Source organism: Mucilaginibacter sp. JRF (genome assembly GCF_015223065.1).
Classification (GTDB): domain Bacteria; phylum Bacteroidota; class Bacteroidia; order Sphingobacteriales; family Sphingobacteriaceae; genus Mucilaginibacter.
Genome location: NZ_JADFBY010000002.1, coordinates 23845 through 38455 on the forward strand (window position 1 = coordinate 23845; position 14611 = coordinate 38455).

Annotated in this window: 17 protein-coding genes; 14 read left to right on the forward strand and 3 right to left on the reverse strand. The window is 45.0% G+C overall.

Going from position 1 to position 14611, the window contains the following annotated elements; all coding sequences use genetic code 11:
* Window positions 1-106 precede the first annotated feature (106 nt).
* Genes IM792_RS05475 through IM792_RS05485 form a run of 3 tightly spaced genes read left to right on the forward strand, consistent with a single transcriptional unit; the run spans window position 107 to window position 2789 of the window.
* Complete coding sequence (locus IM792_RS05475) at window positions 107-958, forward strand: neutral zinc metallopeptidase (protein WP_194100837.1); 852 nt, start codon at window positions 107-109, stop codon at window positions 956-958.
* A 47-nt stretch (window positions 959-1005) separates the two neighbouring features.
* Window positions 1006-1959 carry a DUF3578 domain-containing protein gene (locus IM792_RS05480; RefSeq protein WP_194100838.1) on the forward strand — a complete coding sequence of 318 codons (954 nt, stop codon included), beginning with the start codon at window positions 1006-1008 and terminating at the stop codon, window positions 1957-1959.
* Window positions 1959-2789, forward strand: a complete 831-nt coding sequence (locus tag IM792_RS05485; protein WP_194100839.1) for an N-acetylmuramoyl-L-alanine amidase — start codon at window positions 1959-1961, stop codon at window positions 2787-2789. The genes IM792_RS05480 and IM792_RS05485 overlap by 1 nt, the downstream gene beginning before the upstream one ends.
* Before the next feature lies 1 nt (window position 2790).
* On the opposite strand, the gene IM792_RS05490 is transcribed toward IM792_RS05485, so the two are convergent.
* Both IM792_RS05490 and IM792_RS05495 read right to left on the reverse strand, forming a co-directional pair.
* Window positions 2791-3084, reverse strand: a complete 294-nt coding sequence (locus IM792_RS05490) for a hypothetical protein (protein ID WP_194100840.1) — start codon at window positions 3082-3084, stop codon at window positions 2791-2793.
* 141 nt (window positions 3085-3225) lie between these two features.
* Window positions 3226-4881 carry a glutamine--tRNA ligase/YqeY domain fusion protein gene (locus tag IM792_RS05495; RefSeq protein WP_194100841.1) on the reverse strand — a complete coding sequence of 552 codons (1656 nt, stop codon included), beginning with the start codon at window positions 4879-4881 and terminating at the stop codon, window positions 3226-3228.
* A 219-nt stretch (window positions 4882-5100) separates the two neighbouring features.
* On the opposite strand from IM792_RS05495, the gene IM792_RS05500 reads away from it, so the two are divergent.
* The 11 genes from IM792_RS05500 (at window position 5101) to IM792_RS05550 (ending at window position 12100) form a co-directional block, all read left to right on the forward strand.
* On the forward strand, window positions 5101-5883 hold the full coding sequence (locus tag IM792_RS05500; RefSeq protein ID WP_194100842.1) for an enoyl-CoA hydratase-related protein: 783 nt from the start codon (window positions 5101-5103) through the stop codon (window positions 5881-5883).
* Window positions 5884-6007: 124 nt separating this feature from the next.
* On the forward strand, window positions 6008-7483 hold the full coding sequence (locus IM792_RS05505; RefSeq protein ID WP_194100843.1) for a sigma-54 dependent transcriptional regulator: 1476 nt from the start codon (window positions 6008-6010) through the stop codon (window positions 7481-7483).
* Window positions 7484-7488: 5 nt separating this feature from the next.
* The gene (locus IM792_RS05510) at window positions 7489-7686 is read left to right on the forward strand and encodes a hypothetical protein (protein ID WP_194100844.1); all 198 of its coding nucleotides are present in this window, start codon (window positions 7489-7491) and stop codon (window positions 7684-7686) included.
* A gap of 79 nt (window positions 7687-7765) precedes the next feature.
* Window positions 7766-8809 carry an AI-2E family transporter gene (locus IM792_RS05515; RefSeq protein WP_194100845.1) on the forward strand — a complete coding sequence of 348 codons (1044 nt, stop codon included), beginning with the start codon at window positions 7766-7768 and terminating at the stop codon, window positions 8807-8809.
* A 144-nt stretch (window positions 8810-8953) separates the two neighbouring features.
* Complete coding sequence (locus tag IM792_RS05520) at window positions 8954-9220, forward strand: YtxH domain-containing protein (protein WP_194100846.1); 267 nt, start codon at window positions 8954-8956, stop codon at window positions 9218-9220.
* A 57-nt stretch (window positions 9221-9277) separates the two neighbouring features.
* A complete protein-coding gene (locus IM792_RS05525) occupies window positions 9278-9622 on the forward strand; it encodes a phage holin family protein (protein ID WP_194100847.1) in 345 nt (114 codons plus the stop codon).
* A 5-nt stretch (window positions 9623-9627) separates the two neighbouring features.
* Entirely contained in the window at window positions 9628-10092 is a 465-nt protein-coding gene (locus tag IM792_RS05530) for a hypothetical protein (RefSeq protein ID WP_194100848.1), read from the forward strand.
* A 73-nt stretch (window positions 10093-10165) separates the two neighbouring features.
* Window positions 10166-10813: a tRNA (guanosine(46)-N7)-methyltransferase TrmB gene (gene trmB / locus IM792_RS05535; RefSeq protein ID WP_194100849.1), complete on the forward strand. Its 648-nt coding sequence runs from the start codon at window positions 10166-10168 to the stop codon at window positions 10811-10813.
* A 7-nt stretch (window positions 10814-10820) separates the two neighbouring features.
* Window positions 10821-11159 carry an MGMT family protein gene (locus tag IM792_RS05540; protein WP_194100850.1) on the forward strand — a complete coding sequence of 113 codons (339 nt, stop codon included), beginning with the start codon at window positions 10821-10823 and terminating at the stop codon, window positions 11157-11159.
* 72 nt (window positions 11160-11231) lie between these two features.
* Window positions 11232-11453: a hypothetical protein gene (locus IM792_RS05545; protein WP_194100851.1), complete on the forward strand. Its 222-nt coding sequence runs from the start codon at window positions 11232-11234 to the stop codon at window positions 11451-11453.
* A gap of 173 nt (window positions 11454-11626) precedes the next feature.
* Window positions 11627-12100, forward strand: a complete 474-nt coding sequence (locus IM792_RS05550) for a ribonuclease H-like YkuK family protein (protein ID WP_194100852.1) — start codon at window positions 11627-11629, stop codon at window positions 12098-12100.
* A gap of 5 nt (window positions 12101-12105) precedes the next feature.
* Here IM792_RS05550 and IM792_RS05555 read toward each other — a convergent pair whose 3' ends face one another.
* Complete coding sequence (locus IM792_RS05555; protein ID WP_194100853.1) at window positions 12106-14490, reverse strand: ABC transporter permease; 2385 nt, start codon at window positions 14488-14490, stop codon at window positions 12106-12108.
* Window positions 14491-14611: the final 121 nt, after the last annotated feature.

A 14611-nucleotide genomic window follows, 5' to 3' on the forward strand; every position in this document is an offset into this window, starting at 1 on the left:
TATCTCCGCCTGATCAACATCTGTATACACAAGGTTTTTGTTGCCGTACCATAAACAAACTGCCGCGCCCTCACGTTAACGAATAAACCTTTAAAAACAACATAACATGAAATGGCTCGGCAGGCGCGAAAGTAGTAACACCGAAGAAGGCAGCAGCGGCGGTGGCCGTGGCTTGGCATTGGGTGGCGGCGTGATAGGTTTAATAGCTGCCGCCATATACCTGTTTACCGGTATTGATCCATCGGCCTTGTTGAACGATGTGCAGCAACAGCAAACCGAACAAACTAATACCCAACCCGGCAGCGACCCTAACGACCCGCAGAAGAAATTTGTGCGCGTAGTGCTTGCCGATACCGAGGATATATGGGGCCAGCTGTTTAAGCAAATGGGCCAAACGTACGAGGAGCCTACCCTGCACTTTTTTGATGGTGCTGTACAAACCCAGGGCTGCGGCTTTGCCGAATCGGCAACGGGGCCGTTCTATTGCCCCGGCGACCGTAAGGTATACATTGATGTAAGCTTTTTTAACGAACTGGAGAGTCGCTTTGCCGCCGCCGGAGATTTTGCCCGTGCCTATGTGGTGGCGCATGAGGTTGGCCACCATATACAGCAACTGCTGGGCACCAGCGCAAAACTGGAACGTGCCCGCGGCAGGGTGAGCGAAACGGAATACAACAAACTATCGGTAGCGCTGGAGCTACAGGCCGATTTTTACGCGGGCGTATTTGCCCATTACGAGGAAAGCACCAAGAACGTTTTAGAGCCCGGCGACATTGAAGAAGCCCTTAACGCCGCCAACCAAATAGGCGACGACCGCCTGCAAAAACAAAGTACCGGCCGCGTAGAACCCGACAGCTTTACCCACGGCACCAGCGCCCAACGCCTACACTGGTTCAAAAAAGGCTACGAAACCGGGGATGTAAAGCAGGGTGATACTTTTGGGGAGATGGGGTTGTAAGGGGGGATTATATTCATGTAAAATCTTTTATCGTATCTTTCACCAACATGAAAGAGTTTTTTCAAGATTTACTGAATGATTATCAAGAAGCATATGGACAAAAATTTGCAGACCATCCGGTTGCTAAGCTAGTTACAAAGCAACTTCCAGATATAATTAAAGAGTCATTGTTGAACAATGAGCGATATGTTGTGAAAGGTTCGGCAGGAAAAGGTAGATGGAGTGCGAATCCATGGGTTGCTATTTTTGATATTCTTATAACCCAAACTGCTCAATCAGGTTATTATCCAGTATTCTTATTTAAAGAAGATATGTCTGGTTTTTACTTGTCTCTTAATCAGGGAGTAACCGAAATTAAAAACAAATATAAACGAGATGCAAAACAAGTATTGAAAATGCGTGCTGAAGATTTTAGAGCTCAAATAGGATTGCAATCAGGGGTTTTTAATCTACATGACATCAAATTAAGATCTAATAATAGTGTAAGCTCCGATCTTGCAAAATTATATGAAGCAGGAAATATTATAGCTAAATATTATTCAATCTATAAACTACCCGAGGATGTAGGTCTGCAAGCTGATATTAATGAAATGATACGGGTTTATGAACATCTTTCATATAATGAGGGGTTACCATCGTTTCAAGCCGAAATTGAGAATGACGAAGAATTTAAAGGAATTGAGGATATTAGAAGGTTTCGTTTTCACAAAAGAATTGAACGTAATATTCAATTATCACAAAAAGTAAAAAAGATTCAAGGTTATATATGCAAAGCATGTGGATTTGATTTTAAAAAGAAATATGGTGCGCTAGGAGCTAATTTTATAGAGGCTCATCATTTAAAACCTTTAGCTAAACTAACAGGTAGTAAAGTTGAATTAGACGCTAGACTTGACTTTGTCGTACTTTGCTCCAACTGTCACAGTATGATACACAAGTTAGATGATCCTAGTAAATTAGACGATTTAAAACAATTAATTATCTCAAGCAATAAATATTAATGATAAAAAAGTATTACCTCTACATATTCCTCTCCCTATTTATCTTCGCCACAGCCTGCTCCCCCAAAAAAGGGCCTTACGCTGTAACCAATAAGGTGTACAACGAGCAGGCCGAGGCGTTTGCGCAAACGTTGCTGCAAACCGAGCCGGTGGTGCTTACGGATAGTTTGGGGCAAAAGCTGGCCAGCGAGTGGGTGGGTACGGTGAATTTTAATTTACGCAAGCCCAACTATGTGGTTATCCACTATACCGCGCAGGATTCGGCGGCGCAAACGCTTAAAACGTTTACTATCGCCAAAACGCAGGTGAGCGCGCACTATGTTATCGGTGGCGATGGGCGCATATACCACATGCTTAACGATTATCTGCGCGCCTGGCATGGCGGTTCGGGCAAGTGGGGTAACGGTACTGATGTTAACAGCTCATCTATCGGTATAGAGCTGGATAACAATGGCAAATCGCCGTTTAGCGATGCGCAGATCAATAGCCTGGTCATCCTGCTGGCGCATCTTAAAAAAACGTACAATATACCAACGACCAACTTCATCGGTCACCAGGATCTGGCGCCTACCCGCAAGGTTGACCCCGGTAAATACTTTCCCTGGAAAAAGCTGGCCGAAAAAGGCTTTGGCTACTGGAGCAATGATGTGCTCGAACTCGCGCCCGAAGGCTTTGATGTAGCCACTGCCCTGCGCCTCATCGGTTATGATGTAAGCAACCTCAATGCCGCTATATCAGCCTTTAAAAATCACTTTGTACAGGCCGATAGTTCGCCGGTGTTATCACAGCTGGATATGAATGTGCTGTACAACGTTTACCAAAAGTATTGATCTACATGGGGGTAGGTACCGGGGCTTTTGCACCTTTGGGGAAAAAGCCTTCGTCCATCAATGTTAGTTTGCCTTTGCTGAAATAGTAAAATTTGTCGATGGTATCAACACGCGATATGGGGCTGCGGTCCCAATCCTTGTATACCGTACGATAGGCAGACATTTCTACCACAAGGCTTTGTTTATGCTCTAATTTAAATTGTTCTTCAGTCATGCCTATGGTTACCGGCGCTAACCTTTGTAATCCGCATCCGGTGGCTATGAATATTGTTAAGGCTATAAGTAATTTCTTCATTGTGATATGTTTTGCAGGTATGATGGCTAAACGGGTGCTTAGGTTTAATACCCATCAATAACAAAACTGATACACGCTGATTGCCAGCCACAAAAAAAGCGGACTATCAATAGTCCGCTTTATATTCGTGATGAAAAATACTTACTTTTTCACCCAGCCATCCTTCAAGGTAACGGTGCGGTTAAACACCAGCTTGTCGGGCGTTGAGTATTGGTCGAGGGTAAAATATCCTTTGCGTATAAATTGGTAACCCTTGCCCGGTACTGCCGTAGCCAGGTCTTCCTCAATATAGCCGGTTATTACCTTCAAACTATCCGGGTTAATGTATTCCTTAAAGTCGCCATCCTCGTTTGATGGGTCTTCCACACGGAAAAGACGATCGTACAGCCTGATCTCAGCAGTTTTAGCATGCGGAACGCTCACCCAGTGTATGGTGCCTTTCACGTTAATGCCGCTGGTATCGCTGCCCGATTTTGATTCGGGAATGTAGGTACAATGTATCTCGGTAATGTTGCCGTCAGCATCCTTAACCACGCTTTGGCCGGTAACAATATAGGCATTCTTTAACCTCACGCTTAAACCAACACCCAGGCGGAAGAATTTTTTAGGCGGAACTTCCATAAAGTCTTCACGCTCTATCCATATCTCTCGGCTAAATGGTATATCACGTCCGCCCTCGCCGCCTTCAACTTCGGGGTTGTTTTCGCCGTGCAGGGTTTCTGTTTGTCCTTCAGGGTAGTTGGTGATCACCAGCTTTACCGGATCAAGCACGGCCATACGGCGCCATGCGGTTTTATTCAGATCCTCACGGATGCAGAATTCCAGCAGGGCAACATCTATCATGTTCTCGCGCTTGGCCACGCCAATGCGCTCGCAAAACTCGCGGATGCTGGCCGGCGTATAACCGCGGCGACGCAAACCACTGATAGTAGGCATACGCGGATCGTTCCAGTCATCAACATAACCCTCGTTAACCAGTTGCAGCAGCTTACGCTTGCTCATTACGGTATAATTCAGGTTAAGACGGGCAAACTCATACTGGCGCGATGGAAAAAGCTCCAGTTGCTCAATAAACCACTCGTACAACGGACGGTGGGGTATGAATTCCAGCGTACATATCGAGTGGGTGATCTCCTCAATAGCGTCCGATTGGCCGTGGGCGAAATCATACATCGGGTAAATACACCATTTATCGCCGGTACGGTGATGTTTGGCATGTTTAATACGGTACATGATCGGGTCGCGCATGTGCATATTTGGTGATGCCAGGTCAAGCTTAGCACGCAGTACTTTAGCACCGTCAGGATATTTACCGGCTTTCATGTCCTCAAACAACTGTGCGTTCTCCTCCACACTGCGGCTGCGGTATTGGTTAGGTGTACCCGGTTCGGTAGGTGTGCCTTTTTGGGCGGCTATCTCCTCGGGTGTACTGTCATCAACATAAGCTAAACCATGGCGTACCAGGTTAAGGGCAAAGGCGTATAGCTGGTCAAAATAGTCGGATGCGTATAGCTCGTTGGCCCATTCAAAGCCCAGCCAGCGCACATCTTCCTTAATGCTTTCTACGTATTCGGTATCTTCGGTAACAGGATTGGTATCGTCAAAACGCAGGTTGGTTTTGCCGCCGTATTTTTGGGCAAGGCCAAAGTTAAGGCAGATAGATTTGGCATGGCCTATATGCAGATAACCGTTAGGCTCGGGCGGGAAACGGGTATGTACCCTGCCGCCGTGCTTACCGGCACTTATATCATCTTCAACAATTTCTTCAATAAAGTTTAACGATCTTTCTTCGCTCATGAGATCAAAAATTAACAATACGCGCAACGCGCTGATTAAAAATTATGCATAAATACATAAATCAAAAAATGTATTACGCATAAATGCTCAAAGGTAGGCAAAAAATTAGTGCTGTTTGGTCATGGTCAACTGTTTTCTTTTAGTCCGATAGTGTATAATATGTGCTAAAAAATGAGGGTAAATTTGTTATTGTGCAATTATATCCCCTAAATTAGCAGCATGCCCCTTGAAAATATACTGGTTGAGGTACGCTCGCGCATATGCTACGTTACCATAAACCGCGAAAGTAAATTGAATGCGCTTAATACCGCGACACTTACTGAACTGGGTGAGGCTGTTAAACAGGCTTTGGCTGATAGTAACGTGGGTGGTATTATAATTACAGGTGCCGGCCCCAAGGCCTTTGTTGCCGGTGCCGATATTGCCGAGTTTGCCCCGCTAAATGTTGATGGCGGTAAACAAATGGCCCAAACCGCTCAGCATAATGTTTTTGATGTAATAGAGCAGGGTACAAAACCCGTAATAGCTGCCGTTAACGGCTTTGCTTTGGGCGGAGGCCTTGAGCTGGCTATGGCTTGCCACATACGTATAGCATCGGCCAATGCTAAGCTGGGTTTGCCCGAGGTTACTTTAGGGCTGATACCGGGTTATGGCGGCACGCAACGCTTAACACGCCTTATTGGCCGCGGCCGCGCGCTCGAAATGATATTGACGGCCGATATGATCACCGCTGAGCAGGCACTACAATTCGGACTGGTGAACCATGTAGTTGATCCGGACGCCCTGCTGCCAAAAGCCGAAGAAATAATGAATAAGATATTGACGAGGGCACCCCTCGCGGTAGCGGCGGCAATCCGTTCGGTTAACGCTTCGGCAATCGATGCCCAAAAGGGCTTTGATACAGAGATAGAAGAATTTGCAGCATGTTTTGCTACTAATGATACCGGTGAGGGAATACAGGCTTTCATACAAAAACGTAAGCCCGAATTCAAAGGTGAATGATCGTGTTTTCTTGTTGGTTAATAAATTTTTGTAACCTAATTTAATTTTTTTTAGTATAAAAGATATAATGGCTTATTGTTATCTACCTATTGTATTTTTTGCCGTTTAAACACTATTTTGCTGTATGAAAAGAATTCTCATCATTGATGATGAAGTGAACGTTGCTCTGTTGTTGTCAAAATTTCTAACACGAAATGGCTTTGATGTAGTTACCGCTTCTAATGGTGCCAATGGCATCGAAAGCTTAAAAAGCGGTGATTATAACCTGGTGCTTTGTGATTACCGATTAGAAGATACCGACGGGCGCGAGATGCTTCGTCATATCAAGACGAATTACCCAAAAACCGGTGTGATCATCATTACCGGTTACTCTGATATAAAAATGGCTGTCGAACTGATCAAGATGGGCGCCTATGATTATATCACCAAGCCGCTATACCCGGATGAGATATTAAATACCATTAACAAGGCTATTGAAACGCAATACGCGCTTTTGGAGGCCGATGAAGAAGAAATTCCGGTTGCTGTACCTCAAAAAGCCGCTGCCGCTGCCAAAAGCACCGGTAAAAAACACCTGATGGGTGGCGAGTTTGTGGTAGGCACCAGCCGTGCATCAAAAGAGCTGGCCCGTCAGATAGACCTGGTAGCGCCAACCGGCTACAGCGTAATTATATTAGGAGAAAGTGGTACCGGTAAAGAAGCCGTTGCCAAAAGCATACACGTGGCCAGTCCGCGGGCTAATAAGCCATTTATAGCGATGGATTGCGGTTCATTAACCAAGGAGCTTGCCGCGAGCGAGTTTTTCGGGCATGAAAAAGGCTCGTTTACCGGTGCATTGTATACCAAGATAGGTCACTTTGAAATGGCCAACGGCGGTACCCTGTTTCTTGATGAGGTGGGTAACCTATCGTACGATATACAGGCCGCCCTGCTGCGTACCGTGCAGGAGCGTAAGGTGAAACGCATAGGCAGCACTAAGGAGATCGATCTGGATGTGCGCATCATCGTGGCAACCAACGAGAACTTGCAGGATGGCATTAACAAAGGCCGTTTCCGTGAGGATTTGTACCACCGCTTTAACGAGTTTGCCATTTACATGCCGCCACTGCACGAACGTGGGCATGATATTATAGCCCTTGCCGAGCACTTTTTACATATGGCTAATGATGAACTTGGCCGTAATGTTAACAGGTTCTCGCCCGAGGTGGTGGAGTGTTTCATGAACTATCGCTGGCCGGGTAACATCCGCGAGCTTAAAAATATTGTACGCCGTGCTACCCTGCTTACCGAAGGCGAAGAAGTGCCTTTAAAAGCCCTGCCGCTTGAGCTATCGAACTACAAAATGCCGGTGCTGGAAACCGTTGGCGCTTATGCCTCGGTATCGCACGTTGCCGCCACGGCTACTGCTGTAGCTGCCCCGCCGGTTGAGGTAAAGGAGATAAAGCACGATCTGAAAAACGCTGCATTGGAAGCCGAGTACGAAACCATTTTGCGTGTACTGCGCGAGGTTAACTTTAACAAAACCCGCGCCGCCGAGATATTGAAGATCGACCGTAAAACGCTCTACAATAAAATGAAGGCCATTAACATGGGCAAATAATATTTATGGCAGATATCCATGATGATAAAAGCGGTATGCACCTGCTAAGGCACGATGTAAACAACCAGTTGTCAAACATCAACCTTTGCCTTGAGCAGCTAAAACATGAGGTGGTTGATCAAACCGAAGATTACCGGTTTTATCTTGAGGCCATTGCCATAAGCTGTAAAAAGATACAGGAAATACTGGCCACAAAAGAATAACATTTACATTACAAGGCAAGTTAAAACAATTTGCCTTGTTTTATTATTACCGTAGCGTAAGCAAAACACGCCCCTTTGCATGTCTATTTTTAGCTATAAACAGCGTAACAATATTATACTGGTAAGCATTATTGTGCTTGGCTGTTTTTTACTGTACGCGCTTAGCGGCCTGTTCAGTTCCATATTGGGGGCCGTGGTGCTTTTTACCATATTCAGGTCAACCTATGTTTATTTGGTTGATAGGCGCAAGCTTAACGGCCCGGTTGTGGCGGTAGGCATCATCATCGTATCGCTCATAGTAATAGTTATACCTTTTTTGCTGCTCAGCTTTATGGTGATCAACAAGATCGCCGAGCTGAATACCGATTCCTTCCTGGTTGAAAAGTGGCTTAAAAAGGTGGATGCCTTTACCGGATCGAACCTGAATAAGCCCCATTTTGCAGAGGAGGCCATCCAAAAACTAAGCGATTACGCTACTGAGCTTTTCCCTTCGCTTATTGGCGGGGCGGCAAACATTATCATTATACTACTTTTCATGTACTTCATACTGTACTTTATGTTTGTGCAGATGCGTGGTTTTGAGGCAGGGTTATTGCGTTATGCTCCATTCAGGGAGCAGCATGCTTTAAAGTTTGCGCAGGAGCTGCGAAACTCTACTTACTCAAACGTGCTTGGGCAGGGCATAATATCAATAGTACAGGGCGCGTTGCTGGCCAATGGCTTTTGGATATTTGGTATACCCGACCCTATATTTTGGGGTGTGATAGGCACATTCATCTCTTTTTTACCCGTTGTTGGCGCGCCAACGCTTACCATACCCGCGGGCCTGCTGCTTATGGCCGATGGGCACGCTATAAAAGGCGTGGTGCTGATAGCCTATGGTGTGCTATTTATTGGCAATGTTGATAATGTTTTACGTATGGTGATCAACAAGCGTATTGCCAATACGCATCCGCTTATATCAGTAGTAGGGGTATTTATCGGCCTGCCGTTGTTTGGCATTTTAGGGCTGGTATTCGGGCCGCTGCTGCTTTCTTACTTCCTTTTATTGGTTGAGATATACCAAACCAACCGCATGGCCGCCGAGCGCCTTGAGCGTATACGTACAGGGCCCGATCTGTAAAAAATTTCAGGTGCTGTAAACTATAAATGGCTAAAAACGGTTAAATAATTACATATTTATTCCGATAAATCTGCGTATTGCCTTTATGGCAAAGTATTTAATTATTTTTTAAAACAAAATCGTCAACTTAAAATTTATTAGAATATGAACGACAACACAAAAACAGTAGTTGCCTTGCTGGCAGGAATAGCGGCAGGCGCGGCATTAGGGTTATTATTTGCCCCTGATAAAGGCTCTGAAACTCGTGACAAACTCAGCGAATCGTTAAAAAACCTTGGTGATTCAATTAAGGACACCGCGGCTGCTGAGATAGATAACCTGGTTGGTTTTAAAGACAAGGTTGTTCAAAACATTAAAACAAAAATTAAAGGTGCTGAAGAAGAGTACCAGGACGACCTGGAGCACGCATAAATAACAAAGTTTACCGGCCCCGCCATATAGCGGGGCCCTTAAATACTACCTCTACCTATGGAAGAAGAAAAAGATACTACCTCAACACAGCCGATCATCGATCAGCTAAAGGAATACGCCGAAACGCGTTTCACGCTTGCAAAATACAAGGCCATTGAAAAAGGCTCATCAATTATTGCAGGTATTATTATTGACCTTATTGTTGTGGTAATTGCGGCAGTAACATTCTTATTCGCAAGCTTTACGCTGGCACTGTTCCTGGCCGATGTTTTTGCTTCTTACTGGAAGGGGTTTGGCGCCGTAGCCGGTTTATACCTGCTTATCGTTATCATCATTTTAGCGGCAAAGGGTAGCTTTGAAAAGCCAATAATTAATGGTTTCATCCGTAAAATCTTCAAATAAAAGCAATGGCAGGTATCCCAATAAAAAATATCGACGATTTGAGAAGTGAGATAGCAAGGCTTACAATTGCTGAAGATGTACAATCGGTAGCGTTAAAATTGCGTTTCAGCAGCCCTTCGGCATTATTCGCTACGGCGTTATCCATATTCCCAAAATCGGCCACGCTTGATGGCGTTAAGGGCGCAGGCTTTTTTAAGCAGGACTTTTTAGGTTTGATCTCGCGCTTTTTGCTGCCGTTAACATTGAACAAAACGTTGTTCCGCAGTTCTAACTTTTTGGTTAAGGCATTGGTGAGCGTGCTCTCGCAAAAGGCATCAAACTACATTAGTGAAGATTCGGTTACCGGTGTATGGGGCAAGGTAAAAGGCCTGTTCAGCAGCTTTGGTAAAAAGAAAAAACCCGAGGTTGTGGTACAAACCGTTACCGTACCACCTGACCCAACCAAGCCGCCTTACAGCGAAACTTACTGATAAATACTTTATTAAATACCTGCATTTGCTATTGGTAACAGCGAAAGTTATTTTTGCGCTTTAATATTTTTAAGTGGGTAAAGATAAATTACGCAGGTTTGCCGAGGTGGCAACCTTTAGCAACGTATTGCAGCTTGACGAGGGCAAGGTGATGCAGGGCCAATGGGCCAAAGAGTTTTTTAAGAACGATAAGCCTGTAGTGCTTGAACTGGCCTGCGGCAAGGGCGAATATACCGTTAACCTTGCCCGCCTATTCCCCGAAAAGAACTTTATTGGTATTGATTATAAAGGCAACCGCATTTGGCGCGGCGCTAAAACCGCTATTGAGGATGGTGTTACCAACGTAGGCTTTTTGCGTATACAGATTGAAACCATACTGGACTATTTTGCCCCCGGCGAAGTAGATGAAATATGGATCACCTTCCCCGATCCTCAACCGCAGCTGAGCCGTGAAAAGAAACGCCTTACCTCGCCACGTTTTCTCGAAAAATATAAGCAGATATTAAAACCGGGCGGCTTTATAAACCTGAAAACGGATAACGACGACCTGCACGCCTACACAGCCGAAAAGATAGAAGAACTGGGCTTAAAGCTGTATGTACGTACCGAGGACTTATACCGATCGGAATTCGCGGATGAGGTGCTATCCATAAAAACCTATTACGAACGTAAATATTTGCAGGATAACAAGAATATCAATTATCTTAAATTCTCATTTTAACTAAGATATGGCCGAGGAGAACTTTTTTGACCGGGTGTACGAGGTAGTGCGGCAAATACCTGCCGGGCGTGTAACCTCGTATGGGGCTATCGCTCATTTTCTCGGTACAAAACGCTCGGCCAGGGTGGTGGGCTATGCCATGGGCGCATCGGGCGCGGCATACCCGCCGGTACCGGCGCACCGGGTGGTGAACAGTCAAGGTTTGCTTACCGGTAAATTCCACTTCGCATCGTTCGACCTGATGGAGCAGATGCTGGCCAGCGAAGGCATCATGGTTGAGGATAACAAGATCCAAAACTTTAAAGAAAAATTCTGGGACCCATCTGTAGAGCTCTCGATAGAGTGACTTTTTAACTTTTAGGTATTTTATTTAAACTATTGGCAAGGTAGGGGTGTTGTAAAATAAAACATCATTACCATGAAAAAGCTATTTTTAATACCGATAGTAGTTGCGGCCTTAGCATTTACCGCTTGCAGTGGCACAAACCAGCAAGGCGCGGGTACCGATAGCCCGCAGAACGCCAATGATACTACATTGAATACCGATACCGTAATAAAACATACCGACAGCTCAAGCACCGGCGTTGATAATTCAGGCTCGGGCGGCACGGCTGTGGTTGACAGTGGAAAAAAGGAGTAGCGTAAAACTGCTCCTTTTTTGTTGCCTGGTGATTTGTTGTGCGTTGTATTTTGTTGACAATCAGTATAATGTTAACAAATAAATAATTGCTTATTCACATTAATATGGAATGTTATAGCTTATTTTTATTGACCTATTCAGGGTCACTATAAATTTAACCTAAAACATTTTATATGACCTGGAGAAAATTCAGCGGCGAAATTATTCAAACGCCCATCCTCGACGAAGTTGAACATGCCATTGAACGCGAAACCGCGCTTGGCAACAAACTTAAGGTTTGCATTGGTACCGATTCGCAGGTTAAGGGCGCAGTGACTGATTTTGCCACCGTAATTGTGTTTTTACGCGAGCAGCGCGGCGGGTTCATGTTCATTCATCAGGAGCGTACATCGCAAAAAATGAGCATTAAGGAGCGTATGCTTACCGAGGTGCAAAAATCTATCGACACGGCCTACCGCCTTTGCGATCTGCTCGACCTGTACGATGTTGACCTGGAAGTACACGCCGACATTAATACCAACCCGATGTTTAAAAGCAACCAGGCCCTGCACGAGGCTATGGGCTATATTTTAAGCATGGGCTTTGTATTTAAGGCCAAGCCCGAAGCATTTGCCAGCTCATACTGCGCCAATAAAATGGTACAGTAACAGCCCTAAGCTTTTAGCTTAACAGCCGGGTTAAACCTAACTGCCCTTGCTATTTGCAGGCAAACTGTTATGGCAACAATTGCTATAGAGATAAGCAGCGCTATAGCAAAAGGCGCCATTGAAACATGTATGCGGTAAGCAAAGGTTGCCAGCCATGTATTGGTTACCATGAGCGCTACGGGCCACGCTATGGCATTAGCCGTTAAAACTATATAAACAAAAGGCTTGCTCAGCGTAAGCAATAACTGCTTGCCATTGGCGCCAAATACTTTTCTGAGCGCTATCTCCTTCATCCGCAGGTGGATTGATTGTGCCGCCGAAGCGAAAAACCCTAACGAAGCTATAAATACCGCCAAAGCCGAAAAACAGGTAAGCACTGATCGTAACTGCTCTTGCTTGGTAAACAACCGGCCATATAGCTCATCTAAAAAATGGTAGTTAAAATTATCGCCGTCCATTTTGTTAATGTCGCTCCATTGGCGGTTAAGGGTGGTTAACAGGTTGGGTATGGCTTTGCTTTCGGCACTTATCATTATCTGGGTTTTTTGTAAGCCACAACCGGCATTCATCAGGTAAATGGCGGGTTGTACGTTGCCCTCAAATCCGTTAGCCTTAACATCCTTAATCACACCGATAACCTTATAATTGCCACCACAGCCTGATACCACGCTGCCAAGCGGATCTGTTAAGCCCATGGCTTTGGCTGCTGTTTCGTTGATCACCGCATGGGTAGAATCAGCCTTAAATGTCGATGAAAAAAACTTGCCCTCTTTTAAGTCGATGTTCAGCGTTTCCGGATATTTATATCCCACACCAATGGTTTGCATTGAATAAGCCTTGTTATGCACCTTGTACTCATAGGATGCCGGGATAATGCCGCCGGGTATATTTGATGCCACCGTAACCGCCTTTACGCCCGGTATGGCAGCTATACGATCACTCACCGGGGCGAATTTTTCAGGATCATTATAAATACCCAAGTTATCAATGTATACCACCTGTTTGGCGGTAAAGCCTACGTTTTCTGACCGCATGTATGTTACCTGCTGACTAATCACCATCAGCGTTATTACAAACCCAATAGCGAAGGCGAATTGCAATACCGTAATTGAATTACGCACCCAGGCAAAGGTATCGCGGTTGGTGAATTGGTTGCCCTGCAATACTTCTATCGGTTTAAAGCCGGCCATAACCAATGCCGGGTAAATACCTGCCAATAGCGTGAGCAAAACAAGGGCAGTAACCAGTTGCGCAACTATGGTGAAGTTTATGCCCGACAGCAGCAGATCAACCCCCAATAATTGATTAAAGTAGGGCAAGCCGGTAACAACTATTACAAATGAGGCAGCTAAGGCTAAAAGGCACTGAAAAAATATCTCTACCAAAAATTGAAAAATGATATGCCTTTTAAGCTGACCGTTTACCTTTTTAACACCTACCTCTTTCGAGCGTTTATTGGCTTGCGATATATACAGGTTAGTAAAATTTACACCCGTTACTATCAGTATAATCAAGGCTAAAATAATGAGGCTTTTCACGATCTGATCATTAGCGTGCGAACCATAATGGGGCTTTAAGTGCAGGTTTTTAAGCGGATCTAAGTAAATGGCGGGCTTAGCCGAAGTAAGTGTTAACGCGTCTTTTGATACCTGGCTGCTATCGGCCAGCGCTGCTTGTTTGTATATTTTGTCTATCTTTTTTGAAAGCAGGGCTACATCGGTATTGGGTTTTACCAGTAAAAAGGTTTGGTATATCTGGTTGGCGTAGCTTTGATCCTTGCCCTGCGTTATATCCTCACTAAAGCCAATGCAGTCAAAATTCAGGTTGGTGTTACCGGGCGCGGCTTCGGCTATACCGGCAATGGTCATGGGCATTCCGTTTTTAGATACCATGTTCACCGTTTTGTTTTGAACGCTGCTATCGCCCGGAAAAAGCGCTTTCGCGGTTTGTTTTGATAGCAGGATGGTAGGAATGGTATTGTCCGGATTTAAGTTAAACCCTTCGGGCTTAATGCCTAATATTTTAGCGATAGAATAATCAGCCCCAACCCATTTTTTTATCAGGAACCTGGCTGTTGCGGTATGGAATGGCAGTTGAAACAGCGCGGTATTCATTCGCCCGGTTTCCTCAACTTCGGGGCACTGGCTTTTTATTTCGGCTGCCAGTTTACCGGGGGTATAGGGCGATGGTCCGTTGGGCATCTCTCGCTCCACCAAAAATATACGGTCGATGTTTTTATTCCATGTATCGTAGCTGGTTTCGTTATTAACATACAGCGTTACAAAAATGAAGGCCGCTAAGCCCAACGCCAAACCCGCGATATTTAAAAAGTTATACCATTTGCCTTTTAAAAAAGTTCGCAGCGCAATTTTTACGTCAAGATTAGTCATGGCAGATAAAAAGGTTAGTTACGCTGTAATTGGCGCATATTTTAAGCCAATATATAAACTATTGCTATTCAGTTATGTATGTATTTTAGCGTTGTGCGATAATGAACACTGCGTTCGCTTT